General features: G+C 48.8%; 18 protein-coding genes and 1 pseudogene. 1 reads left to right on the top strand and 18 read right to left on the bottom strand.

What is annotated here, in order from left to right; genetic code table 11:
- Window positions 1-103: 103 nt before the first annotated feature.
- The 5 genes from QVE43_RS03365 to QVE43_RS03345 all read right to left on the bottom strand — a co-directional run bounded on the left by QVE43_RS03365 (window position 104) and on the right by QVE43_RS03345 (window position 5,200).
- Window positions 104-1,078 carry a glycosyltransferase gene (locus QVE43_RS03365; RefSeq protein ID WP_038032611.1) on the bottom strand — a complete coding sequence of 325 codons (975 nt, stop codon included), beginning with the start codon at window positions 1,076-1,078 and terminating at the stop codon, window positions 104-106.
- Window positions 1,079-1,151: 73 nt separating this feature from the next.
- A complete protein-coding gene (locus tag QVE43_RS03360; protein ID WP_288004290.1) occupies window positions 1,152-2,801 on the bottom strand; it encodes a hypothetical protein in 1,650 nt (549 codons plus the stop codon).
- A gap of 240 nt (window positions 2,802-3,041) precedes the next feature.
- Entirely contained in the window at window positions 3,042-3,872 is an 831-nt protein-coding gene (locus QVE43_RS03355; protein WP_038029065.1) for a PP2C family serine/threonine-protein phosphatase, read from the bottom strand.
- Window positions 3,873-3,940: 68 nt separating this feature from the next.
- Window positions 3,941-4,120, bottom strand: a complete 180-nt coding sequence (locus QVE43_RS03350; RefSeq protein WP_288004288.1) for a hypothetical protein — start codon at window positions 4,118-4,120, stop codon at window positions 3,941-3,943.
- A 354-nt stretch (window positions 4,121-4,474) separates the two neighbouring features.
- Window positions 4,475-5,200 (bottom strand): VWA domain-containing protein, encoded by a 726-nt coding sequence (locus tag QVE43_RS03345; RefSeq protein WP_288004286.1) that lies wholly within the window; start codon window positions 5,198-5,200, stop codon window positions 4,475-4,477.
- A 207-nt stretch (window positions 5,201-5,407) separates the two neighbouring features.
- Between QVE43_RS03345 and QVE43_RS03340 the strand changes: the two are divergent.
- Window positions 5,408-5,828 (top strand): annotated as a pseudogene (locus tag QVE43_RS03340) (OsmC family protein).
- A 429-nt stretch (window positions 5,829-6,257) separates the two neighbouring features.
- Here the strand turns inward: QVE43_RS03340 and QVE43_RS03335 are convergent.
- The 13 genes from QVE43_RS03335 to QVE43_RS03275 all read right to left on the bottom strand — a co-directional run bounded on the left by QVE43_RS03335 (window position 6,258) and on the right by QVE43_RS03275 (window position 22,092).
- Window positions 6,258-6,767: a DUF4199 domain-containing protein gene (locus tag QVE43_RS03335; RefSeq protein ID WP_288004284.1), complete on the bottom strand. Its 510-nt coding sequence runs from the start codon at window positions 6,765-6,767 to the stop codon at window positions 6,258-6,260.
- A 50-nt stretch (window positions 6,768-6,817) separates the two neighbouring features.
- Window positions 6,818-7,417: a TIGR02281 family clan AA aspartic protease gene (locus tag QVE43_RS03330; protein WP_288004282.1), complete on the bottom strand. Its 600-nt coding sequence runs from the start codon at window positions 7,415-7,417 to the stop codon at window positions 6,818-6,820.
- The gene (locus tag QVE43_RS03325; protein WP_288004280.1) at window positions 7,407-8,054 is read right to left on the bottom strand and encodes an OmpA family protein; all 648 of its coding nucleotides are present in this window, start codon (window positions 8,052-8,054) and stop codon (window positions 7,407-7,409) included. The genes QVE43_RS03330 and QVE43_RS03325 overlap by 11 nt, the downstream gene beginning before the upstream one ends.
- Window positions 8,055-8,068: 14 nt before the next feature.
- Complete coding sequence (locus QVE43_RS03320) at window positions 8,069-9,262, bottom strand: hypothetical protein (RefSeq protein WP_288004278.1); 1,194 nt, start codon at window positions 9,260-9,262, stop codon at window positions 8,069-8,071.
- Window positions 9,243-9,902 carry a hypothetical protein gene (locus tag QVE43_RS03315; protein WP_288004277.1) on the bottom strand — a complete coding sequence of 220 codons (660 nt, stop codon included), beginning with the start codon at window positions 9,900-9,902 and terminating at the stop codon, window positions 9,243-9,245. Before QVE43_RS03315 ends, QVE43_RS03320 begins: the two co-directional genes overlap by 20 nt.
- 30 nt (window positions 9,903-9,932) lie before the next feature.
- Window positions 9,933-11,168, bottom strand: a complete 1,236-nt coding sequence (locus QVE43_RS03310) for a hypothetical protein (protein WP_288004276.1) — start codon at window positions 11,166-11,168, stop codon at window positions 9,933-9,935.
- A gap of 14 nt (window positions 11,169-11,182) precedes the next feature.
- Complete coding sequence (locus tag QVE43_RS03305) at window positions 11,183-14,563, bottom strand: hypothetical protein (protein WP_288004274.1); 3,381 nt, start codon at window positions 14,561-14,563, stop codon at window positions 11,183-11,185.
- A gap of 39 nt (window positions 14,564-14,602) precedes the next feature.
- Window positions 14,603-16,072 carry a hypothetical protein gene (locus tag QVE43_RS03300; protein WP_288004272.1) on the bottom strand — a complete coding sequence of 490 codons (1,470 nt, stop codon included), beginning with the start codon at window positions 16,070-16,072 and terminating at the stop codon, window positions 14,603-14,605.
- 35 nt (window positions 16,073-16,107) lie between these two features.
- Window positions 16,108-16,488 (bottom strand): hypothetical protein, encoded by a 381-nt coding sequence (locus QVE43_RS03295; RefSeq protein ID WP_288004270.1) that lies wholly within the window; start codon window positions 16,486-16,488, stop codon window positions 16,108-16,110.
- A gap of 642 nt (window positions 16,489-17,130) precedes the next feature.
- On the bottom strand, window positions 17,131-18,072 hold the full coding sequence (locus QVE43_RS03290; RefSeq protein WP_288004268.1) for a hypothetical protein: 942 nt from the start codon (window positions 18,070-18,072) through the stop codon (window positions 17,131-17,133).
- A 118-nt stretch (window positions 18,073-18,190) separates the two neighbouring features.
- The gene (locus tag QVE43_RS03285; RefSeq protein WP_038029086.1) at window positions 18,191-18,529 is read right to left on the bottom strand and encodes a hypothetical protein; all 339 of its coding nucleotides are present in this window, start codon (window positions 18,527-18,529) and stop codon (window positions 18,191-18,193) included.
- Between the two features lie 179 nt (window positions 18,530-18,708).
- A complete protein-coding gene (locus QVE43_RS03280) occupies window positions 18,709-20,235 on the bottom strand; it encodes a peptide MFS transporter (protein WP_038029088.1) in 1,527 nt (508 codons plus the stop codon).
- A gap of 207 nt (window positions 20,236-20,442) precedes the next feature.
- Window positions 20,443-22,092, bottom strand: a complete 1,650-nt coding sequence (locus QVE43_RS03275; RefSeq protein ID WP_288004266.1) for a peptide MFS transporter — start codon at window positions 22,090-22,092, stop codon at window positions 20,443-20,445.
- Window positions 22,093-22,134: the final 42 nt, after the last annotated feature.

Below are 22,134 nucleotides of genomic sequence, written 5' to 3'. Positions count from 1 at the left end.
ATAACAGCTATCTGCTTTGCAGGCAAAAACCATTCCTGTTGAAGGATGTGTTTTACACACCGGAGCAGCTACCCTTCTGTGTGGTGGTAAAGCAAGCTCGCTTTTATTCTATCACCTCGGCAATCACATAGTCATGACGCTTGGGGGCAGTATTCACGATCATTTCGCCTAAAAAGCCGGTAAGAAATAGTTGGGCACCGATGATGATGCTTGTCAATGCCAGGTAAAAAAGAGGTTGGGCGGTTACTTCTCGATAGTGAAGCCCATGCGCCAGTGCCCATAGCTTATACCCAATGAGCCACAAAGTGATGAGTGCACCAATGGTGAAACTAAGTACGCCCAAGCCGCCGAAGAAGTGCATGGGACGCTTGCGGAAGCGCGACACAAACTGAATGGACAGCAGGTCAAGGAAGCCAAACAGAAAACGCTCAATGCCAAACTTGGTTTTGCCGTAGCGTCGAGGATGGTGCTTCACTTTCTTTTCACCAATACGCTTGAACCCTGCCCATTTGGCAATGACCGGTATGTAACGGTGCATCTCACCATATACCTCTATGCTTTTCACTACCTCACAACGATAAGCCTTCAATCCACAGTTGAAATCATGGAGCGGGATGCCCGACAGCCTGCGGGTGACCGCATTGAACAGCTTCGAAGGCAGGGTCTTGCTCCATGGGTCATAGCGTTTATATTTCCAGCCCGACACCAAGTCATACCCCTCTTCTGTTATCATTCTATAGAGAGCGGGGATCTCCTCCGGGTCGTCTTGCAGGTCGGCATCCATGGTGATGACTACGGCGCCACGGGCTGCTTCAAAGCCCGTTTGAAGTGCTGCCGACTTGCCATAGTTTCGCAAAAAGCGAATAGCCCGCAGGGGAGGATATTGCTTTTTCAACGTATGCAGCAGCTGCCCGGTTTGGTCTTCGCTGCCGTCGTCCACTACAATGATTTCGTAGGTCCATGCATGCCCGGCAAGCACGCGGGTAATCCAGGCTATCAATTCGGGGAGCGATTCCGCTTCGTTGTAGGCCGGTATTATAATGGATAAATCCAGAGTGGGGTCAGGTGTGGGGTTCATAGGTTGATTTTTGCATACATTTTTCTTAAAAGACAAAAATAATAAGCCAAAGCCGGAATACAAGTTTCCGGCATCAAGTGTTGTTGCGCTTTATCCATGTCCATATGCCGGTTACGAGCTTGTACCATCCGAAAGTCAAAGATGGAACGATGATAAGATATAAGACAGCATTCAAATACGAAGTAGCTTCAGTAGTGAAGTATCCTCCATATGTACCCGGCAACAGCATTTGATGAATACCATGCAAGTAAGCGGCTGCAAAAGCAAGAAAAAGCAAGGTTTTCAAGGTGAGTTGTTCGGTGGGGGTAACCGGTCCGTACCGTTTTACAAACCGAATCAGGTGCCATTGACTCCATGAGGTAATGAGCTGAAAAAGGATAATGAAAGCCAATTCCGGGATTAAAAGAACAGAAAACGAGAAAAACGTGTCATACACAGCAGTGCCTATCCATTCCACCATTTTGTAGCAGAGAAATGTTCCGGCGAGCAGATAGGGCAAAGCTGCCGGCAACAGCTGCGCCAATCTGTCTTGGTTGGGCAAAGAAGTGAGTTGTATGTTCTGTTGAGCAACCGGCAGCGCCCATATAAGCATGAAAGTAAGCGGAACGGGAACCAATGCCATGAACGGAATAAAGGAATAAAAGGGCCTGGGCATGATCAAGAAGTACGTAAACAGGAAAACAACGATAAAGTGTATGCATCCTACAAATAAACGAAAGCGAAGAGCCTTGGTTCGCTTGGTATTGATAAGCCTGTACAAGTAGATGCCTGCATATATGATGAGCGCCATATGCAAATGAGTGACAAAGCTGAAGTTAATTTTGTAAGAAAAATCATAAAGCTTATAAGACTCTGGATGAAGTTGAAGGATGCGAATAATAAATGGAAATGATAGGGTAAGCCGTATGAATGTTTCTTTGAAACGAGAAGTGCGAGGAGCTTTCGTTTTGCTGTCTGTAATTGTGGGGGCTTGTTGCTTTTGTCTTTCAAGCCGGCTTTGCTCTTTCTTTTTTACATACAGCATTGTACTCCACTCTAAAGCGGAGGGGCGTTTTTCCGGCTGAAAGAGGCAGGTATCAAACACCTTTATGAAGGTTTGAGCGACCTGTGGGGGATAAAGCGCAAAGAGCCTTTGGTGGTCATTGGGTATGGCGGCAAAGAGTTTCTGCTTTTTACCATGCGGGTAGAACCCATGGCGTATAAGCTCTTCATAGGTGGTGAGCTTGTCGTAGGGCAGCTTGAGGGTACCGGTGAAAGGATGAATACCCACCAGGAAACGGTAAAGGATGACGGCAAGGCTGAACAGGTCCCAGCTTTGTTGCTTGGGCATTTCGGGCTCCCAAGTGCCGGCTTCGGGCGGGGCATATTCCGGCGTGACTGCCATGGAAGGGAAGTGTCCTTCCTTTGTGTGTATTTGTATGCTGTCGAGATCTGCAATGGAAATGAGACCGTTGGGCAATACAAAGATATTGACGGGTTTGAGGTTGCCGATGACATATCCTTTTTGATGCAGGGCATGCACGGCCGCACAGATATTGAATGCTGTGCGCAGGCGGTAGTATGCCACCATGGGGTGGGAGAAGTAAAACTTTCTCCACGCATGCTCCTGAAATTCGGGATAGTGTTCGAAGTCTTGTGAACAGAGGTATTCGAGCTCGACGCCTTCGGCTTTGGGCATGAGGAAGCCGGTGAATTGTCCCTGTTCGTTGAAGAGCAGGTCCATGGGCCATGCAAGGAAGGTGTGCCCGTCCTGTTCGATGGATTTCGGGCGGGTTTTGTATCATATAGCGCAGCTTGGCTTCTTTTTGCGCTGCTTTTTCGGGCGAGAAAAACACTTTGGCAACCAAGGGGATACGGGTGGGGTGGTTGTTTACTTCATAAACGATTCCTTCACCGCCGCTGCCCAGCATTTCGCCCAATTGGACGGGCGTTCCGTTGGAGGTAAACAGTTGCATGGATTGGCTTATTTTTTTGCGATTAAGATGAGCGTTTTATCGTCAGTTTCTTCTGCGAAAACAGGGTCCTGGGCAAGATATTCTTCCAAAAACCGGTTAATGGAAGACGTATCCATGCCTTGGGCATACATACGGTGCAGGGCATCGATCATTGGGTCGAGAAAGCCGGCAAAGGGGGTGTTCTTGTTTTGGTAGGCGCCTTTTTCCGGGTTGAATATGGTCGTTTCATAACATACGTTTTCGCATCCGTCTGACATCAATACCACGGCATCTACGGGTTCGTCTATTACCCGGCTTTCTATGTATTGGTCAGGGGCGTTGCCTTCCCAAATAGGCGAAGTAATGAAGATGGTTTCATTGGCATATTCGCCTTTGTAGGGTTGTATCATACTTTTCCACACGCCCCCGGTGGTTCTGTAGCCGGCCCGGCCGTCGCCAATATGAGAACACAATAAATAATGGGGGGTTGCAATGGCCACAATGGCAGTGGCTGCCATGGCTTGTGGTGCCACACGCGCTTCTTTGGCAGCCGCTTCTATTGTCTGTCGTACTCCACGAAAGGCCTGTTTGGCTACTTCATGCCAGGCCGCAGACGCAGGGGGCGTATGGCTGTTGTGCCATCCTTTTTCCTTCAATAAACGGGAAAAATGCTTATAGGCAGCTTCTACCACGATGCCGGCACCGAGGTGGGACAAGGGCGATGAGCCGGCTCCATCAGATACCACACACAGCAGAGCGTCTGTGTCTTTTATGAGTTTGCATAAGTGAGCATCTTGACAAGGCAGGTTATGAGCTGCATGTGAGCTGCCCTCAACAGAAGCGTGCGCAGTGAGCCACATAAGTGCGTAATTTTTTTGTTGATTCCTTTTTCCTTTTTGTGCGTTGTCCTATGTGCCATTCCACACCTTTATCCATCGATGAGTCTTTGGGTGAGAGATGGCAGACTGGGATCTACTTCCCAAGAAACGGTAGGGGGCGGCTGAAAATCTTCCACTTTTGACGACTTGCTCACGATGGTCATGGTAGTAGCAGTCAGCCATTGAAAAAACTCATTGCATTTGAGCCCGTCCAGCGTTTTGGGTGGCATTGACGGGTGACATAATGTGCTAAGTACCCTATGATTGTAATTTTCCGAGCCCACTGCCCAAAAGGTGAATTTTTGTCTTTTTTTACTGCTTCGATAAAGACGTTTATCCCTTCGTTGAGTGCCTGGGGCACCTTTCATTGAGCCCGATACGTCCAGACAAAGCACACACAGGCATTTTTGTTCGTTGTTGCGGGGAACCTCTACAGTGGTTTTTTGGAATAGATTGTCTTCCATTCTCTTTTTCGATATTGAAGGAAATACAGCTTGAATATATTCACTGTGAAATGTATGTGGCAAAAGCATCAGTTCTTAACGGCTTTGCTTTCGGCCGCTGCCGCTTGCTTGAGCTATATTCTATTCATCGGTTTCATCGAAGGGCTTTTGAGTGGGCTCTGCGCTCAGGTCGCTTAACTCCCATGAAGTAATGGGTGGGGGCAAAAAGCGTTTCTCCGGTGACGACTTGCTCACGATGGTCATGGTAGCACTCAGCCATTGGAAAAACTCTTTGTACTTGAGCCCGTCCAGTGCTTTGGGCGGCATGTGCGGGTGGCATATGTAATTAAGCACCTTGTAGTTACAGCCTTGTGCACCCACTGCCCAGAAGGTGAATTTTTTTTGATCTACACCTTCCTTGATTTCTTGTGCCAAACCATGAATATCTTGCCCTTTGTCGGGTTCGCCGTCGGTCATCAGAATCACGAAGGGGCGATAGTAGTTCAAGCCATGCTTTTTGTAGTATTGTTTACGCTCTTCTATGATGCGCAAGGCGGTGCGTACGCCATCGACCAGCCGGGTAGTGCCGGCTGCCTGGAGCGTTGGCATATCAAAGAAATCGATAAGTTCGGGGTATTGCCTTATTTCAATGATGTTGTCAAAAGTAACGATGGCTATTTCGAGGCGCTTGCGTGCCACCGGGTCTTTTTTGACAGCCCTGCTGAACTCCTGCAGCCCCTCATTGAGGGCTTCAATGCGCTTGCCTTTCATTGATCCCGATACGTCCAAACAAAGCACACAAAGACATCTTTGCTCCGAATTCCGGGGTGTTTCTACGATCGTCTTCTTGAATAAATTTTCTTCCATCACAGCTTTCTTTTATGTGTTTCGACTGCTTAAGGCTAAAATAAAAACTTCTGAAAAAAACTGCTGTTTACGCATGACAGACAAGAAGCATGCCATAGAGAGGGGCAAGAAGGCAAGTCAAAAAAAGCAGGCATCTCTTTGGGGTGGCCTTGTGAAATTTAGCGAAATAAGCTAACTTTTGTTTAGTTTATCAAAAACAACATTCGTATGATACGTAGAAAAGCAACTGCACAATGGCAAGGCAGCGGAAAAGCGGGTAAGGGGACCTTAACCACCCAAAGCCACGTGTTGCAAGAAACGCCTTATTCGTTTCACTCCCGCTTCGAGGAGGGGGAGGGCACCAATCCCTGAAGAGCTGATTGCCGCAGCACACGCCGGTTGTTTTGCCATGAAGCTGGCATTTAACTTACAGGAAGCCGGTTTTGAAGCCGAACAATTGGAGGTATCCTGCACCATAGAAATGAAAGATGGCACCATAGAAGCCTCGCACCTGAAGATGCAAGCCAAGGTGCCGGGCATCGATGCCGGTCGCTTTGAAGCACTGGCAAACGACGCAAAAGAGAACTGCCCTATTTCCCGTTTGTTGAACGCCACGGTATCGCTGGAGTACAGCTTGCAGCAAGCTTAAAAAATGCCGGAGCGAAGCACAGCCTCTCATCTCGAACCGCAGCGCAGCGCCGTCAGAAATCTCGGATGGCAGCGAAGCATAGATTGTCATTTGCGAAGCTCACGAAGTGCAGGTGAGAACATCTCAAACTCAAACATCTCAAGCTATAAAAAGCAAAAGAGACTTCCCGCTTGCGCTCGAAATGACAAAAAGGGATGCTCGAAATGACCAAAAAGAGAGAACCGAAAGAACGAAACGAGGGAGCCAGGAGGCAAGCACAAGCGAAGCGACAAAGGGAGAGAGGGGAAGAATGAGGAAAAAGAGGAGGCTACAAGAGGCAAAAAAACAAGTGAAGACAAGCACTGGGAATGACAAGAACAAAAAACAAGAGGACAAAGCAGACTGCCCCCTTGCATGCAGGAACCGTTCGACTTATGCCCCCGGTAGCATTTATTCCGACCTTTTCAAAATAGCGGCTACGAGCAAGCCAATGATTCCCAAAATGAAAATGTTACCTAAGAAACCGAAGACAGCCGAATAACCGGGCGTCATGAACCGCTTGGCAGTCTCTATGGCTTCATCCGGGGTTCCTTTCTCTTCCATTCGCAAGACAGCTTGCTCTATCGTTGCTTCGTAAAACTCAGGGTTGATAAGAGAAAAATACGCATAGGTGAAGATCGAAGCGATGACTGCCGTAAGCGAGGCCACCATGAAGCATACAAGATATGCTTGCCCAAAGGAAGCCAAGCCATCATTTTGGCGCCTGTAGGTAAGTACGCCCAGTACCATGAAAATAACAGGTACAGCCGTACCTATTATCTCTACGATTGTGTTTTGATCTACTCCCAGAGTCATAGCCGCTAAACTGTAAAAAATAGAAGCCAGCCCTGCGTACGCGCCATATTGAGCGCCTATGATAGCAGGAGATGACGGAGACAGGTTGCGTGTGTTTTCTTCCATAATTGAGAAGGGTTGGTTTGAATGCCTTCAATATACACAAAAAAGAAGGCTTATTCCAAGAGGATAACTTTCCGGCGGTTGTCTATGGCTATCTTGCCGAAACGCTGCAAGACAGATTGCCCTAATAAAAGAGGAGCTTCCATATTCTCTATCACCAAGGCTTCCACATTATGGAGAGTGCGGGGCCCCAAGCTCACTTCGCGCAGGCGCACCACATAGGCTTCTGATATACGCCCGGTGGCATCTTGGAACTGTCTTTTTTCCAAAAAATCCTCCTTGCGCAGGGTCCCTTGGCGTTGTAAAACCAGTGCTTCGGCGGCAGAGATGCACAGGTTGCTGGCACCGGTGTCGAATATGAAACGCAACTTCAAGCCGTTGACCGTCACCCATATATACTGCACGCCGCTCTCTTCTTCAATGGGCAACATGACCGGCGATGATATGCTGTCCGGCGGCATGCTGTCTTTTGCCGGGCGGGGCGGAGGGGGATTTGTCGCAGGACTGCGTTCTTCAACAGCTTCCGCTTGCGGGAGCTGTTGCTCTTGCGACACCTTGGGTTTTCGTTTGCCTGAGCGCCGGGCTTCGTTGCAGCCCGTTAGGCAAAGCATCATCAAACAAAAGCCGGTGATGGCAAGCAGCTTAGTTTTCATCGGCAAAGTATTCAACTTTGGGCAGTATGTGAATCAATATACGCTGATTGCGCTTTTCTTGGGCAGGCGGAAAGCGCCCGATGCCGCCGGTACCGGAGCCTGCAATTTGCACCTCGCAGATTTTTTCATCGAATTGGATGCCATGGCGTTGCCAGAAGCGATAGATGGCAAGGGCACGCTGGTAGCTGAGTTCATAGTTGTATTCATAGCCGTCTTTAGAAGCCATCCCTTCAATGATGACGACATAGCGTATGTCTTTGTCGCGGTATAAGTCCTGGAGTCGTGAAATCAGCTTTTCTATTTCGCGCCCCACTTGAAGCAAATAGCCGTAGTATTGCGGGCGTATATCGTATTTTTTGGTTTCAAACTCTATGTTTTTCTTCAAAGAAAAGCGTTTGTACCGCGGGTCATATTCAAAATACTTGTCGGGCAGCTCTTTGAGTGCCCGCTCTATCTTTTTGATGCTTTCTACTTGCCGTTGCGTGACTTCCAGCTGCTCTTTGAGCCGGTTGATTGCCTCGGGGTTGTAGGTAGAATATGCCCATACGAACAGCACCAACATGATGAAAAAAAGTGTAATCATCAAGTCGGTAAAGCTGGGCCAATACATCCCTTCCTCGTTGTCGAATAGGCTCATGACTGCGGGTTCTTTTATTTAAACCATCCTTTGAAATAGCTGCGCACCTTTTGTAGCCAAGAGGGAGCGGTGTCGTCATCTGCCGTTTCTGTTACCTCTTCTGCTTGAGTGGGAGTGGTAAGAGTGTCTTCCTCCGTCTGGCCGTTATTGATTTGGGGCGTGATGGTTTGCTGCGTTTGCTTATGTGCATTTGTTTTTGCCGGATTGCGCACTGCCAGTTTGCCCTCTTCAATGAGGGTTTTCATCTGCGCCAGCTTGTCCGTTATTTGTTTGATAGCTTCGTTGAGTTGTTCTTGTTGCCGGCTGATGCGTCCGGTTTGTTCTTCTATCTGTTCTATGCGCTGCGGCACGCCTTCTTTCAGGCGATTGAGTTTTTCGATTTCTTCTTCGAAGAGGTCTTTCTCTTTTTTGAAATGCTCAAATGCCTCTTGCAGGCTATCATGAATGGCTTTCTGTTGCTGTTGTATGCTCTCTTTGAGTGCCTCTTGGTTTTTGCGGTTTTGTTCAACTGCATCCTGTACAGGCGGTATTTGCCCGTGCAGATGCTCTACAAGTGAGGTGATTAGCCCGGATATGTGGGCTTGCAGCTTTTCATAGCTTTGGCTGAGGGCATCCATGGATTGTTTGTAGCTCTTAGAGATTGTTTCCAGATGGTTCTTATGGGAGGCATTGAGGTTGTTGACAAAGGTTTCTTGTGTTGCTTGATTTTCCTGCAGCACTTTCTTTATGTCACTCACATATTGCCGGTTGGCTTGCTCTACGGCTTGGGCGTATTGCTCCATCTGCTTGAAGTGCTTGCTCAGGAACTCAAGCAAAGCTTGGCTCTCCGTGAGGCGCAGCTCGAGGTTCCGGGCTATCTTGTCGATGTTGTCGATGCGTTGCAGGGCAGCATGCAGCGCGACGGTTGTTTTTTCGTTGCTTTGAGTCATTTTGTCAAGAGACTTGATGAAATGACCGAGCGACTCGAAGTTTTCTGCCAGTAGCCTGCTTCGGGCAAGGATTTCTTTCGTTTCGGCAGCCAAGTAGCTCATTTGCTGCAGGTTGTCTTTGTTGAGGATTTGGCTTACTGCCTTGAGCAGCTTTTCGTTTCTGTCGAAGATGTAGTCCAGCCGGCGGGTGTTTTCCGTAAACCGCTCGTTGAACTGCATCAGGTGGTGATGCATCTGCTCTATGAGGCGGCTCAAGCCGCTATCTACTTTGGGCAACACCTGCACCTGAATGAAGGCAAAGAGCGCATTTTTGCGTTCTTCGGCTTGTTGGGCAGCGGAGCGATAATGTCAAATTGGCGACTACGGTCAGCAACACCCCGGCGGCGCTCACTATCATGGCAGAAGCAACGCTGTCTAAGAAGGAGTTGATGTCCCAGTCGGCTGTCGATTGGCTACCACTCAATTCAAAGACCCCCACAATGATGCTGATGATGGTGCCCAACAGACCGAGCAGGATGGGCACCGGAATAAGTTGCCGGATGCCTTTCTGCCACGTTTCTATGGGGCGCTCGATGATGTCTTTCATGATGCCGAAATCGATGGCTACATGATAGTTTCTTGCCAGGTAGGCGTTCAAGTTTTGCAAAATACCTTGAAAGGGAACAGTGGGCTTTTGCACACTCAGTACCCTTATGGTGATGGCATCCTCATCCGGCGTGGTATATACCTCCGGCTTTTTCAGAATATTCTGGAGGGCACCGTCGTCATTCAGGTCTGCCGGAGACACATAAAGCTTCAAAAAGCTTAATTCGCTTTCTTCCGGCAGGCTGCTGCGAAGGGTCTCTATCTGCCGGTATAAAATGAAAGCACGGTGTAATTGTAGTATAAAGATGATTGAAATGATAATCCAAAGTATCATTGGCTATAAAGTTATGTCGCTTGTTGTGAGTTACACATATTGAATGACCATCTTTTCGGTGACTACCCATTTGCCTTGTTCAAGGCGGGCACGCCCGGGGCGAATCACCTCCAGCCGCTTGCCGTGGAGCCAGTCGTTGCCTTCGGCTATGACAGAAACCGGATGCAATACTTCTTTGCGGAATTGCATGGCCAGCTCATAGGCAGCGGGGCTTTCTACCAGCCGGAAATCGGCCTCCTGCTCATTGTAGCGGTTCAATACGAAGATGCTACGCCCTTCTTTGTATTGTGAAGAGGCTTTCTCCGCCAAAAAGTAGCCTTGCGGGTTGGGCACTTCGAAGTAATAGGTTTGGGGTTCGAAGGAAGGGGGAGGAGTTGTTGCTTTCGGGGCTTTTTCCTCGGGAGCCGCCGTTTTGCTTTTGTTGTTGGCATTGCGCAGTTCTATGAGCTCATTGCGCAGTTTTTCCACTTCCTCCTTCAGGTGTTTCAACTCACTTGCTGCCATGGACATGTTTGAAGTGGTGGAAGATGAGCCGTAGGCAACATAGCGCTGCTTTCTTTTCTTGTTCCTTTGCAGAAGCAGCCATCCCAGCAGCAGTGTGTTGAGCAAGGTCAGTGCCCAGAGCAAATAGTGTGGGCGGTCGTCCCCCGCTTGGCTGATGACAGGAGACTGCACTTTCACAGGCGCCTCTTCCTCAGCGGCGGTCGGCTCCCGGTATTGGGCTTCTTGCGGTGGCTCGTCTGCACTTGCCTCCTCTTCGGGCGCTTGCGACAAGGCTGCCTCTTGAAAAAGCCGCGAGATGTAGGCTTCTATGTCGGCTTGGGTTTGTTTGAACAGTTCCTTTTGGGACGAGTACTTGCCATCGGGACTCAGCCGGTCCCCGGCAAACTCTTTGAGCTGCCCCGAGCGGAAAAAACCTTCCCGGAAGAAGCGGAGCAGACTCGCCTCGTCGAGTGGGCGGTACTGAGGCGGAAGCTCCAAGTCGCGAATCTGCTGCACCAGCCGGGCGTTGTCTATAGCTTTTTTGGATTTCAGCGTGGCAATTAGTCTCTCAAAGGTTGGCGGTTTGTTACAGTCGCCACAAACCTTGTTCACGCTTGCTTTGGTTACGTTGGAGGCAGAGCCGTGTTGAACAGAAAGTTGCGTGAGCTTGCAGGCAGCATAGCGCTTAAACTGATTGAAAACCAGCGCCTCTCTGTCGTCGGATTGAGCGCCGGCAAAGAATGCCGGCAGGGTCAAGAAACATATATACAAGAAGATACGCATAGTCTTTCGTCGTTTTACTTTTGATTAGATTGTGCTACATCTCTTGTCCAGTCTGCATACAAAGCTTCGCGCAGCTTAAGAATTACCGGCACAAAGAAGGGGTCGTTTTCAAAGTGGCTGTCATTGGAGATATACTCGCTGCTTTGGTCGTGGTCTTCGATGGCGTTGCTGATGGCATCGGTGGTAAGGGGCTTTTCCAGCAGCTCAAAGAAGCCTTTCAGCGCTTCTGCATGCACATCGAATTGTTTGGTGAGATTGAGCGTTTGGTTGATAGCCATGAAGCACTCATTGAAATCCTGAAATTCCTGTAGAACCCTTCCGGCTACTTCGGGCGATTTGACTTCCTCATAGGTGAACTCTTGTTTGACTTTGTTCAGCAGCAGCTGCGTGTAGCTCACCATAAGCTCTTCATCTTGTTGTGGGTCAAAGGCAATGTTTTTTGTCATAAGCACCCCTTTGGCAGAAAGCTCTTTGGCTACACTTTCTTCAAACTTCAGGTTGAGTGCATTCACTTCCTCTCCATAGGCACGGCGCACCAAGTCCAAGGTGAATTTGTGGATGGCAGACCCTTCGCTCCACTTGCTCGAAATCATGGAGATAACCCGTGCACCATTGCCACTGAAGGTGAAGGTATATGGCACACCCAGTCCTTTTTGCTTTGCCAGCTTGGTAGCATAGTAAACCAAAGCGGCATAGAAGTAGAGGAATACAATCTTCATGCGCTTATGGTTTTGCAGGCGCCAGGTGTAAGAGTAAACGGAGCGATCAACTTGTTGAAGGCCGGGGTGGTCCTCCAAACTGAAAAGAATCATGTTTTTAAGCCAGAAGTCCTCGCTGCCCAGCTTCATGATATCGCTAATATCGGAGTTGCTTTCCCGCAGCACGTCTCTCAGTTTATTGATGATTTCGTCATACACCTCGCTAAACCATTGAGGCGTGGCACGTGGCTTGTATTCGTTGCCAAAGAGCACGTTGCCGGCGTAGCGCACCGAGCTGATGAGTTGGGCGGTGCTGTCGCCTTGATAGAATATCAAGTCGGAGGTGCCGCCCCCTATGTCAATCGATACGGCGAGGTTGCTTCTGCCGCCTACGTCAGGATATTTTTGACGGTAGTAATAGAAAGGTGCTACGGACTCAAGCACCGGCTTGGGCTCGCAGTCTTTGCTGATATATTCTTGACAGAGTTCCTTCCATATATTTTCGAAGCTTTCACGGCGCCCCTGCGACATACTGCTGGGGAACAACCAGGTGATGCGCGTCATCTTCAGATTGCCGTCATTCAGAAGCACTTTGTTGCGTATGAGCAGCATCACTTCCGACAAGAATCGCTTGATATCCGAGGTGTCTTTGCCGCCGGTCCATTTCAAGTTTTTTACCGCCGTAACGCCCAGCCCCTCGAGCGATTTTCTGCCAAAAGCAAAGCCGATGGCGCTATTGACAAGCGGCTTGGTGTCTTGGTAAGTACTTTGGATGTCTTTCAGCAGGATGGTGGGTTGCGGGAAATGATACAGCGTGCCGGGAGCAATTTCCTGCGGTACAAACAACTGCTCTATGCGCCCGGGCAGCACCAAGCTCTCAATGCTTCCTTGCGTTTGGTCGAAGCGCAGTAGCGAAACCGTCTGGCGGTCGTGTTCCTCGAGGATGTCGAAAGGCTTCGGATCACCGGAATTATCTATGGTGTATTCTATGTGGGTATTGTTGGTGCCGAAGTCAATACAGAAGTGAAATTCGCGGCTGCGGTGTTTGCTTATATCTTTCCATTTGGGAATTGCCACGCCCCGGTTGCCTTGCCGGTCTTCTATTTCCAGATAGTCGAAGCTCTCACTTAACCAATAGTGCTTGATATCATAAAGTTTATCAGCACGCTGCACTTCGATGGCATCGCCTTTTGGGGGCAGCGAGTCCGCATCCGGTGCTACTTTGTAGAAGTGAAGCTTCACTTCGTTTTCTTTTTTCATATTGACCATCTGCAAAGCATAGAAAGGCCGGATGCCTGCCTCTTCGAAGCGTATGGGGGGCAGCATGGCAATGTTCGCTTCGAATGTCCGTATGTAAAAATCATCGCTTAAGTCAGCACTTATGGGCGGATTATAGCGTCGTTCGAATTGAATAAAGCCTTGCGCAATGGGTATGCTCAAAGTTACTTTTACGGCTAAGCCTACGTATTCGGCTTTTATGGAAGGCGTGCCGGGGTCAGGGCTCAATAAATCTTCTACGGTAAAGAAGCGGAAGAATTCCTTCTTCAAAGGATACAGATAGGTTTTTTCCTCCTCTTCTTGCTTTAAGCTGAAAGCGTGGAATGCCTCCTTGTTGAGGGCTGCGGGCAGCTCTATGAGAGAAGGAGCCAGGAAATCATCGTCTGTGACGAAGGGGTATTGGATGTTGAGCTCGGGCAGCGTGCGCTTGTCTATCTCTTCGGATATGTATTGGCGCACTATGATGCGTTTGTCCCACATTTTGCCCTCAATGTAAATAACATCCCCCTCATAGCCTTCTTTCAAAACCAGTGGTTTTTTGGATACGCGTTTCCTTATACCGCTGAGCAGGAACCCACTTTTTTGCACTTTTTCGTTACCTCGGTGCGGGTCTTCCGTACGCAGTGCCACCTTGCACATTTCCAGCACACCGTTGCCCAAGTCCAAGGCAGGATATTTCTCTATGTCTTTTTCGGACAGGCTTTCCAGCCCTTGCACAAAGTCGCGCCTTTCCTTACGCAGTTGTTCTATCTCACGCTCAATATACCTGTGAAGTGCCGGGAAGTAGGTGCGGAAATATTTGTCTGTACTGAGCAAATACATGTAGGTGATGAAATCGTCTTGTCGATTCCGAAGCGGTACAATCTTTTGAAAGGCAGTATGCTGGTCGAGCGCAAGCGGGGGCAGGTCGTCCACATCGCCGGCTACGGCAAAGAGCGTGAGGGGGGAGGTGGCACCTATAATTTTGCCGCTGTATTTGATAAGGTGAATGGCATTCCACAGTCCGGTGTGGTAATCTTCTTGGTCTTGCTTTAAAAATATGTTCAATACCTTGCCCAAAGCGCGATGCCCTTCATGAGCGGAAGATACGAGTGTTTCGAGCGATTCGGTTTTCTTCCAGCTGACAATGCGCAGGTCGCTTTGTGTTTGGTGCAGACGCTTGTATTTGAAAAAGATTTCCGCGATGTCCAAGGTATAGGATACCAAGCGGGCGTCTTCCAGTCCGCCCTGTCCTGTGTTTATATTTTCGAAAGCTTGATATACTAAATCAAAGCGTGCCAGAGGCGAAGGGATGGCGGTGGATTTCACTTGAACGGCACCGCCCTCAGGGTCCTTGATGTTGAGTATGTCTTTGTCGCTGTATGGGTCAATATCGAACCAATGCTCGTCTTTCTTGCCTGAATAACCAAATACTGCCATAGTTTTAATGTTTTGAGTAGTTTGTAATTAAGAAATAGACTACTTATAGTATTCTTCAATAAAAGCGCGGGTGGCGTCGTGGAACAGACGCAGCACCTTCTGATTCACATTTTTGTAGGTGGCTCCTTTGGATATTTTGTTGAGCTTGTCGTCCAAGTCGGTGTAAGTGACGTCTCCTTTGGCCAGCCCCAGCATTTTCTTTTTGCTGCCATGAAAACCGCTGATGAAGTTTGCCACCGAAGCGTCTTGCGAGAGGTTGAAAGGCGCAAAGGCACGGTCGTTTTGCGCCATCTCTTCGAGCCACTCTTCGAAGCCGCCCAAGAAACGCGACAGGTAATTGCGATAAAACTCTGTATTGAGCCAAGACTTCTCTACCTTGGGGTCGGTAGTGCTCCATGCCTGTACTTCCAGTGTTTCGGGGGCACGTTCCTTCCAGTAGCGGTGCATGAGATAGAAACTGCTCAGGGGTAGCTTGATTTTATCTTGGGTTATTTTTCCCAATTTGGTGAAATCTATCGTGCGGCTGTCTTCCATGATGCCGAATTCGCGGTGATAGCGGTCTTCCAAGGATAAATTCCCGGCTTCCATGAAATCGAGCACTGCCAGCGCCCCGATGAGCTCTGCAAAGTGGGCATCGTTTTTTTGTCCGCCTTCGCCGGGGTCGTTTTTGTAGGCTTTGCCTTTGTAGTTATTTTCGGCAAGATAGTAGAAGGCGTTAATTTCCTCACGCAGGTGTTTTTGATAGTAGCTAAGTGCTGCACGGGTTTTGATATAGAATTCGGAAGTTTGAATGGGGCTGTTGCTGCTGTTCTCCAAGTTGAAGTAGGGCATCACCACCAAGGTGCCTATCTTGGCATTGCTCAGGTACCCCTTATTGGACAGGTTGGTGTCTTTGGCGCCCCGGATTAAACGTACCAAACTGGGCAGCCCGGCAGCACCGGTCCCGCCAAAAATAGAACCGATGATAAAAATGCGGTCTTGCTCGTTGAATTGATTGGCAAAGGATTGGATTTCGTCGAGCTCTTCGAGCAGGCTCATCATCACCACACTGCCTATGTTGGGGTTGCCCACGAAACCAATTTCCATATCGATGTCGAGCATGGATATTTCGCTACCGTATTTATCGACAGAAGAACCTGAGAATAAAAACTCTGCCAGGGCACGGCTGTCTTCGTCCATTAAAGACAGCTCTATGAAATCGCGAAATTTCTTGGCACTGACTTCCTGCAGGCTGCTTGCAAAGTCTTTGGTGCCGTCCAATGCTTTGACGGGCATGCCAAAGAAACCGTTGTCATTGCCTGTTTCTTGGGTGATTTGCCTGTATAGTTTCAAATATTCCAGTGTGCGCTTCAGGTCTTTATTGTGCTTGTGGGGGTCCAAAAGCACAGGAATAATGGTGTACTCGTCTTCTGTTTGAGGCTTCACACCGGCAGCCATGAGCATGGTCAAGGCTTTGATTACTCGTGCGCCTGTGCCTCCGATACCGAATAAATACAGTTTCTTTTGCATGACGGATTATGGGTTTAGCTGAAGTGTGTTTTTGTTTACCAAGGACGTAATGGGGTTGTGTTGCGACAGTTGGTGCTGAAATAGCGGAAAAGGAAGCTGAGGGCTATTGTCAGTATCAAAGTCAACAGGGCTTGTGTGAGCCCCACACTGATGACATCGCCATTGGTAATGACCAGCTCGGGGCAATAGTTGCCTTCTTGTGTAGCAGAGGTGGCAATCCCGTAGCCTACGATGAAGTTAAGAAGGGTAGCGCCGCCGATAAACATCCACAGGTGCCAAGCCCGCACCAAGCGGGGCGAATCAATAAGTTTGTAGTATAGCAGCAAGGTGAAAATAACAATGCCTGCTAATGCCCAGAAAAGCCAGCCGTAGTAGAAGGTGCCCATGTAGTCGGTGCAAGTGAACGTCCCAGCCACGCAGGTGCTCGCCCATATCGCGGGAGTAGAGCGGAAAAGGTCTCGTAAATCCAAGCTATCCAGTCCATAAGCTTATGCTATTTTGGTAGTTTAATGTTGATCCACTTCTATAAAAGCAGCTTCATTCTCCTTGTTTGCGGGGGATAGAAAGCTTCATACACGCCACTGAACAGATGGTAAAACCCAAAAGTCTTTTTTTGCTCTTCGGGGTCATTGGCTATGTCCCGGTCGTCGGTGCTGCCGGCAGCCTTGACCCATTCCGGAAATTGAGGAACAAAGGCAATGCGCAGCCTGTTCTTCGGCGAGGGTGCCGTGGCAGTAAGCGTGAAACGATGGGTGAACTGCCTGCTGCGCGTTGCGCTCCTTGTGGGGTCGAAGCGGGCGGATGCTCAGTTGGTAGTTGGGGTTGCTGAGGCGCCAAGCAGATGGCGGGCTTGGTAAGGCTCGCTCTTCGCCAAAGGGCAAAGCCCGACAAATCGACGTTCATATGGAAAGTAAAGCGATTTTTATTTCGGGGTCTGCTTGTGCGTTCAGCAGTTGCCCCGTGCTCAAGCCTGCCAGGTCGAAAGCTTCCTTCACGAGGGATTGGTCAAGCAGCTTAAACGGGAGCGGCTGTTCGTGCCGGCGGGCAGCAACACATATTTATGCAAATAACCGCCTTTGATGTTGTCCACCATGCCTTCCTGCAAGAATGCGCAGTATTTGCTCGTCGGTCCCCATAATCCAGATGTAGTAGGGGCGGGTGCCTTCAAACAAGACTGGCGGAGGGACTACCCGGTAGTAATAGCCCTTGAAGTTGGATTCCATGTGAAGAACAATGACGCCCAAATCCTGCTTTTTGAGTTGCTCGCTGAACAAGATGCGCATGCCGATGCTTTGGTTGGTCAAATAATCTTGGGGTGATGAATTAGACTTTGGGCCCGGCGAAAACACAAAATCCGAAACCAACACGGTGGCATTTCTTTCATTCACCTGCTTGAGCAGATACTCTACTACTTCTTTTAAGTCGGATACACTGCGGTTGCCGCCCCGTAAGCGAAACACATCCGGCTCCAGTTTTTGAATAAAATCCTCAATATCTTCGGGAAGGGCATTGAGTTTCTTGTAGGGTACGGTTTGGTTGATGTAATAGAGATTAAGGCTGTCACAAAAATCGGCAATCTTGAAGTCTGCCAACAGGTTATAGACGGCCGATTCGAATTGCGTAACGCCGTTTACGTAGCCGTCCATGCTGGCTGAGTTTTCTATAAAGGCATGTACATTGAACTTGCCGGCTTTTTGGGGAGTACTTGGAGTCCACAGGTTATTTACCGTGAGGTCGTTGCTGCGGCTTTCAAGGTATTTTTTTACGTATTGGTACAGCTTGTCCGGGTCAATGTTACCTTCTGCATTTTTGAAAGCAGGAATATCGAGTTTTTCAGCTTCTTTTAGAATCTTTTTGAAGTCGTCTTCCGAAAATTCTTTATCCCTGACAAGCCGCTCAATTCTTGCATTCAGGTGCTCGATGGGATTGCTTCCACAAGCGACGATTTGTAATAGCAGCACGCATAAAAGTATGGGTAAGCCTTTCTTATGGTATATCATATTCTTTATTTTTTAAATCACGGCTATGAATATAGCAAATAAAGTTTTGAGATGGGGTAGTTTTGTAATCATTTTAAACTACTCTTAAGAAAGCGCTCATCACTGTCTGTCTGTTTGTCTATTGTTTGGCTTGTGGGGTATCCGGCTCTATGTAATAGCACGAGCGGATGGTGGTTTTGCGTTTGGTGCCTCTGCCAAGCTTACCGCCGATGCCTGCTTTTTCAAGTACCACCCGCAGCAAGAAAGCAGTTTTTATAGCTCCGTTAAACCCTACATTGGCAGGTATCTGGAGTGCCTGCCGGATGAAATTATCCGTTTCGGGTGTTTCCGGATAGTAAATTTTCTCCAGGTGTATGACTTTTCCTTCGGCATATACCTTTGCGGATATGCCTGCGCGCCGGAGAGCCTCGGCAATCTTAGGCACAAGTTTTTCGGGGTCTTCAATGCGTTTTGTCATGGGTGTTATTATTTTAGGCAAGTCATTTGTATAAATATATTGGAATTTTATTAAGCAAAGCAAGATAAAAGCAAAAAGATAGCAGATAACATTTTTACAAGCTTGCAACTGCGGTCAAAAAAAAGACAACCTTCCAAGAAGGCTGTCTGGCATTACAGGTAATAAAGGTTCTTTTTTTCTTAGTGAATCCCTTTCATGGCTTTGTTGAGCAACGGAGAAAGCAGAATCAGCACAATGCCACTGCCCAGCATCCAGTAAGTAATGAAGGGGTATAGCTCAAGCATGAAGCCTTGGGTTTCGGCTTGGTGGGCATTGAATTCTTCCAAGAAAGTCTCCAGCATGCCTGCCAGGTAGTTGCCGGCAGCGAAGCTCGCCATCCACAAGCCCATGACCACGCTCACCAGCTTGCGGGGGGCCAGCTTGGTAATCATCGAAAGCCCAATGGGCGAAAGCATCAGCTCACCCAGCGTAAGAATGACATACACGGCTACCAGCCACAGCGGCGACACTTTGCCGTGTTCTGCCAAGGCATCGGCTTGGGTCATGATGGCAAAGGCAAGTCCTCCCAGCAGCAGCCCTAAGGCAAATTTAATAGGGGTGCGGGGGTTGAGTTTGCGTTGGTCCAGCTTCAACCACATGACCGAAAAGAGCGGAGCGAATATCAAAATGGCCAGCGGGTTGATGTTTTGGAACCACGTAGTGGGCACTTCCCAGTTCAATGCTTCTATGAAACGGTTGGTTTTTTCCTCAGCAAAAAGGTTGAAAGTGCCACCTGCCTGCTCAAAGCCTGCCCAGAAGGCTACATTGAAGAATGCCAGCACCAATATAACGCCCATGCGGCTCCACTCGGTTGCCCCTTTGGTATTGCTCACAATGACCCAAAGAAGTCCCAAGATGAGGACGGCAAAGCCTGCTTTTACAATCACATCGGTGGTGGTATCGGGCAGTTGCCGCCACCCCCAGATGATGCCGCCGGTGAGTAAAATAAGCACGACCGCCAAAACAACCAGCTCTGCCCAGTCTTTGTTGGTCAGACGGGTTTGCCCTAACTTGGCATGCGGCGGCAAACCATACCCATTCAGCGATGTTTCTTTGGCAAAGAGAATCAACATGCTGATGAGCATGCCCACGCCGGCAGAGAAGAAACCCCAGCCCCAATGCACTTGTTCGCCCAAGGCACCTGCCAAGAAGGGACCTAAAATAGCCCCCAAGTTGATGCCCATGTAAAAAATATTGAAAGCTGAATCTTTGCGCGGGTCGTTGTCGTCATACAGGTCGCCCACAATAGTGGAGATATTGGGCTTAAAGAAGCCGTTGCCGAAGATTAAACAGCCCAAGCCATAAGAAAAAATAAAGAAGCGCAAATCGGGGTCCAAGCTGTGTGCCATGAAAGCAGAGGCAGCCAGCAAAAACTGACCGGCAGCCATCATCACAGCCCCCGTATATACAGCTTTTCTCTTGCCCAAAAAACGGTCGGCAGCCCATCCGCCAATGATGGGGGTCAAATATACCAAGCCTGTGAAGATGGCATAGATAGCCAAGGCTTCCTTGCGACCCATGCCAAAGCCGAAGTTATCGAGATTGGCTACCAAGTAGAGTACCAGTAGGGCACGCATGCCGTAATAAGAAAAGCGCTCCCACATTTCAGTGGTGAAGAGCACATATAATCCCGAAGGGTGTGTTGTTTTTTTCGTAGAAATACCCATCTGCAATATTTTTTGGTTTACACTAAACTGCGCAATAATAATAAAAAGCTTTCAAAAAAATAGCGAAATAATGCAAGCCATGAAGCTGACAACAGGCATGCAAATGATAAGGAATGCATAATTTCACTGTACCGGGATGCATAAAGCAACAAGGCCCTCCGCCGGCGGAGAGCCTTGTGTAAAGTCAACTACAAGAAGGGCTGAGCATTAGTAATGCCCTGTCTTTTCTTTTACGACCTTGGCGATGGAGCGCACCTTCAAAAACAGCAGAATGGCCGCTACCATGGCGCCGGCAAAGTTGATATAGAACGGAAGGGCGAGGTTGCTGCTTTCTGCCCCTACATGCCCCACCACGCCACTCAGCTTGTTGCCTATGGCAGTAGCCAAAAACCATCCGCCCATCATGACGGCGGTCAGGCGCTGCGGGCTTAGCTTAGACACCAGCGACAGCCCCATGGGGCTCAGGAACAGTTCACCCACCGTAATGACGGCATAGGTGCCCACCAGCCACCAAGCACTCACTTTTACGGCGCCGTTTTGGCTTGCAAATACGGCTGCTACCATCACCAAAGTAGAAAGCCCGGTGATAAACAAGCCCCAAGCTATCTTGGCAGGCGTTGAAAGGATGACACCCCGTGCCTGAAGGAAGTTGAAGAAGGCAATGACCAAAGGCGTGAATATGATGATAAAGAATGGGTTGAGCGACTGAAACAGCTCCGTAGAGATTACATAAATAGAGCTGCCGGGGGCGGGCCATTCTTGCGGCGGCATGTTTTTGAAATAATAAGGCAAGTCCTCCTGCATGCTTTGGGCAATGGCCGCGGCATCCGGCGCTTCCGGTATTTTTATGTTTTCGGGCATCTTTATTTCTTCCAAGAAACCGAAGGGTTTTAGCGTTGCCTGCATCTCACTGCTCACGCTGCGGTCGGTATAGCTTTTGGCCCACTCGGTCAATACATTCCCGTTTTGGTGGAAAATCATCCAGAAAATAATGACCACAAAGAAAATATAGAGTAGCGCACCTATTGCCCCTTTGTCAGAAGCAGAGGCTTTGACATACAGCGACACATAAAAGATAACAATGGGCAGGCAGGCAAAAAGAAAGATGTCGTTGGTGGTAGAACCCAGGAAGTTGTCTACCCCCACGAGGCGCGGCAGAAAATAACCCAAAGCACCGGCAAGCAGGGCAGGCACAAAAATATAACCAAAAATCTGCCCCAAAGGCATGTCTTCGGCTTGTGTGGGTTGTATTACGTCTGCTTCTTTTATATGTCTTTGCCCTGCAATGAATATAATCAAACCAAGCAACATGCCTGCGCCGGCGGCAGCAAAGGCATGCCCCCAGCCGTAGTTGTTGCGCATATAGGCAGCCACAAAGTTGCAGACAAACGCCCCGATATTGATACCCATGTAAAAGATATTGTAGCCTTTATCTTTCAAAGAGGCATTTTGAGGGGTGTTGTACAGGTTTCCCAGCAAGGTGGAAATATTGGGTTTGAAGAAACCGTTGCCCAAAATAACCAGCAGCAGGGCGGTGTAAAAAGGTATGACGCCGGGAAGCGACAAGGTCAGATAGCCACCGGCCATGAGCAAGCCGCCTGCAATGATGGTGGAGCGGTAGCCGAAGATACGGTCGGCAAGCAAGCCTCCCAAGAAGGGCGTCAGGTAAACCAAGGCGATGTAGGTGCCATAAATATCATTGGCAAAAGCTTCATTGAAAGCCAGCCCCGATTTTTCATCGGTCATGTAGAGGTAAAGAATCCCCAACATAAGATAGTAACCGAAGCGCTCCCACATTTCGGTGAAAAAGAGCACATAGAGCCCCTTCGGGTGCTTGGCAGAAGTAGAATTGTTCATATGCAATATATTTTTGTTTTTACTATAATCTGCACAATGATA

This window comes from Thermonema sp. (assembly GCF_026003375.1).
Classification (GTDB): Bacteria; Bacteroidota; Bacteroidia; order Cytophagales; family Thermonemataceae; genus Thermonema; species Thermonema rossianum.
This window is presented reverse-complemented; position numbering and strand designations above follow the sequence as displayed.

Coding starts and splice junctions, on each gene's coding strand:
- QVE43_RS03365 (WP_038032611.1), bottom strand. CDS start 1,078: ATGAACCCCACACCTGACCCCACTCTGGATTTATCCATTATAATACCG.
- QVE43_RS03360 (WP_288004290.1), bottom strand. CDS start 2,801: ATGGACCTGCTCTTCAACGAACAGGGACAATTCACCGGCTTCCTCATG.
- QVE43_RS03355 (WP_038029065.1), bottom strand. CDS start 3,872: ATGTGGCTCACTGCGCACGCTTCTGTTGAGGGCAGCTCACATGCAGCT.
- QVE43_RS03350 (WP_288004288.1), bottom strand. CDS start 4,120: ATGCCACCCAAAACGCTGGACGGGCTCAAATGCAATGAGTTTTTTCAA.
- QVE43_RS03345 (WP_288004286.1), bottom strand. CDS start 5,200: ATGGAAGAAAATTTATTCAAGAAGACGATCGTAGAAACACCCCGGAAT.
- QVE43_RS03335 (WP_288004284.1), bottom strand. CDS start 6,767: ATGGAAGAAAACACACGCAACCTGTCTCCGTCATCTCCTGCTATCATA.
- QVE43_RS03330 (WP_288004282.1), bottom strand. CDS start 7,417: ATGAAAACTAAGCTGCTTGCCATCACCGGCTTTTGTTTGATGATGCTT.
- QVE43_RS03325 (WP_288004280.1), bottom strand. CDS start 8,054: ATGAGCCTATTCGACAACGAGGAAGGGATGTATTGGCCCAGCTTTACC.
- QVE43_RS03315 (WP_288004277.1), bottom strand. CDS start 9,902: ATGATACTTTGGATTATCATTTCAATCATCTTTATACTACAATTACAC.
- QVE43_RS03310 (WP_288004276.1), bottom strand. CDS start 11,168: ATGCGTATCTTCTTGTATATATGTTTCTTGACCCTGCCGGCATTCTTT.
- QVE43_RS03305 (WP_288004274.1), bottom strand. CDS start 14,563: ATGGCAGTATTTGGTTATTCAGGCAAGAAAGACGAGCATTGGTTCGAT.
- QVE43_RS03300 (WP_288004272.1), bottom strand. CDS start 16,072: ATGCAAAAGAAACTGTATTTATTCGGTATCGGAGGCACAGGCGCACGA.
- QVE43_RS03290 (WP_288004268.1), bottom strand. CDS start 18,072: ATGATATACCATAAGAAAGGCTTACCCATACTTTTATGCGTGCTGCTA.
- QVE43_RS03285 (WP_038029086.1), bottom strand. CDS start 18,529: ATGACAAAACGCATTGAAGACCCCGAAAAACTTGTGCCTAAGATTGCC.
- QVE43_RS03280 (WP_038029088.1), bottom strand. CDS start 20,235: ATGGGTATTTCTACGAAAAAAACAACACACCCTTCGGGATTATATGTG.
- QVE43_RS03275 (WP_288004266.1), bottom strand. CDS start 22,092: ATGAACAATTCTACTTCTGCCAAGCACCCGAAGGGGCTCTATGTGCTC.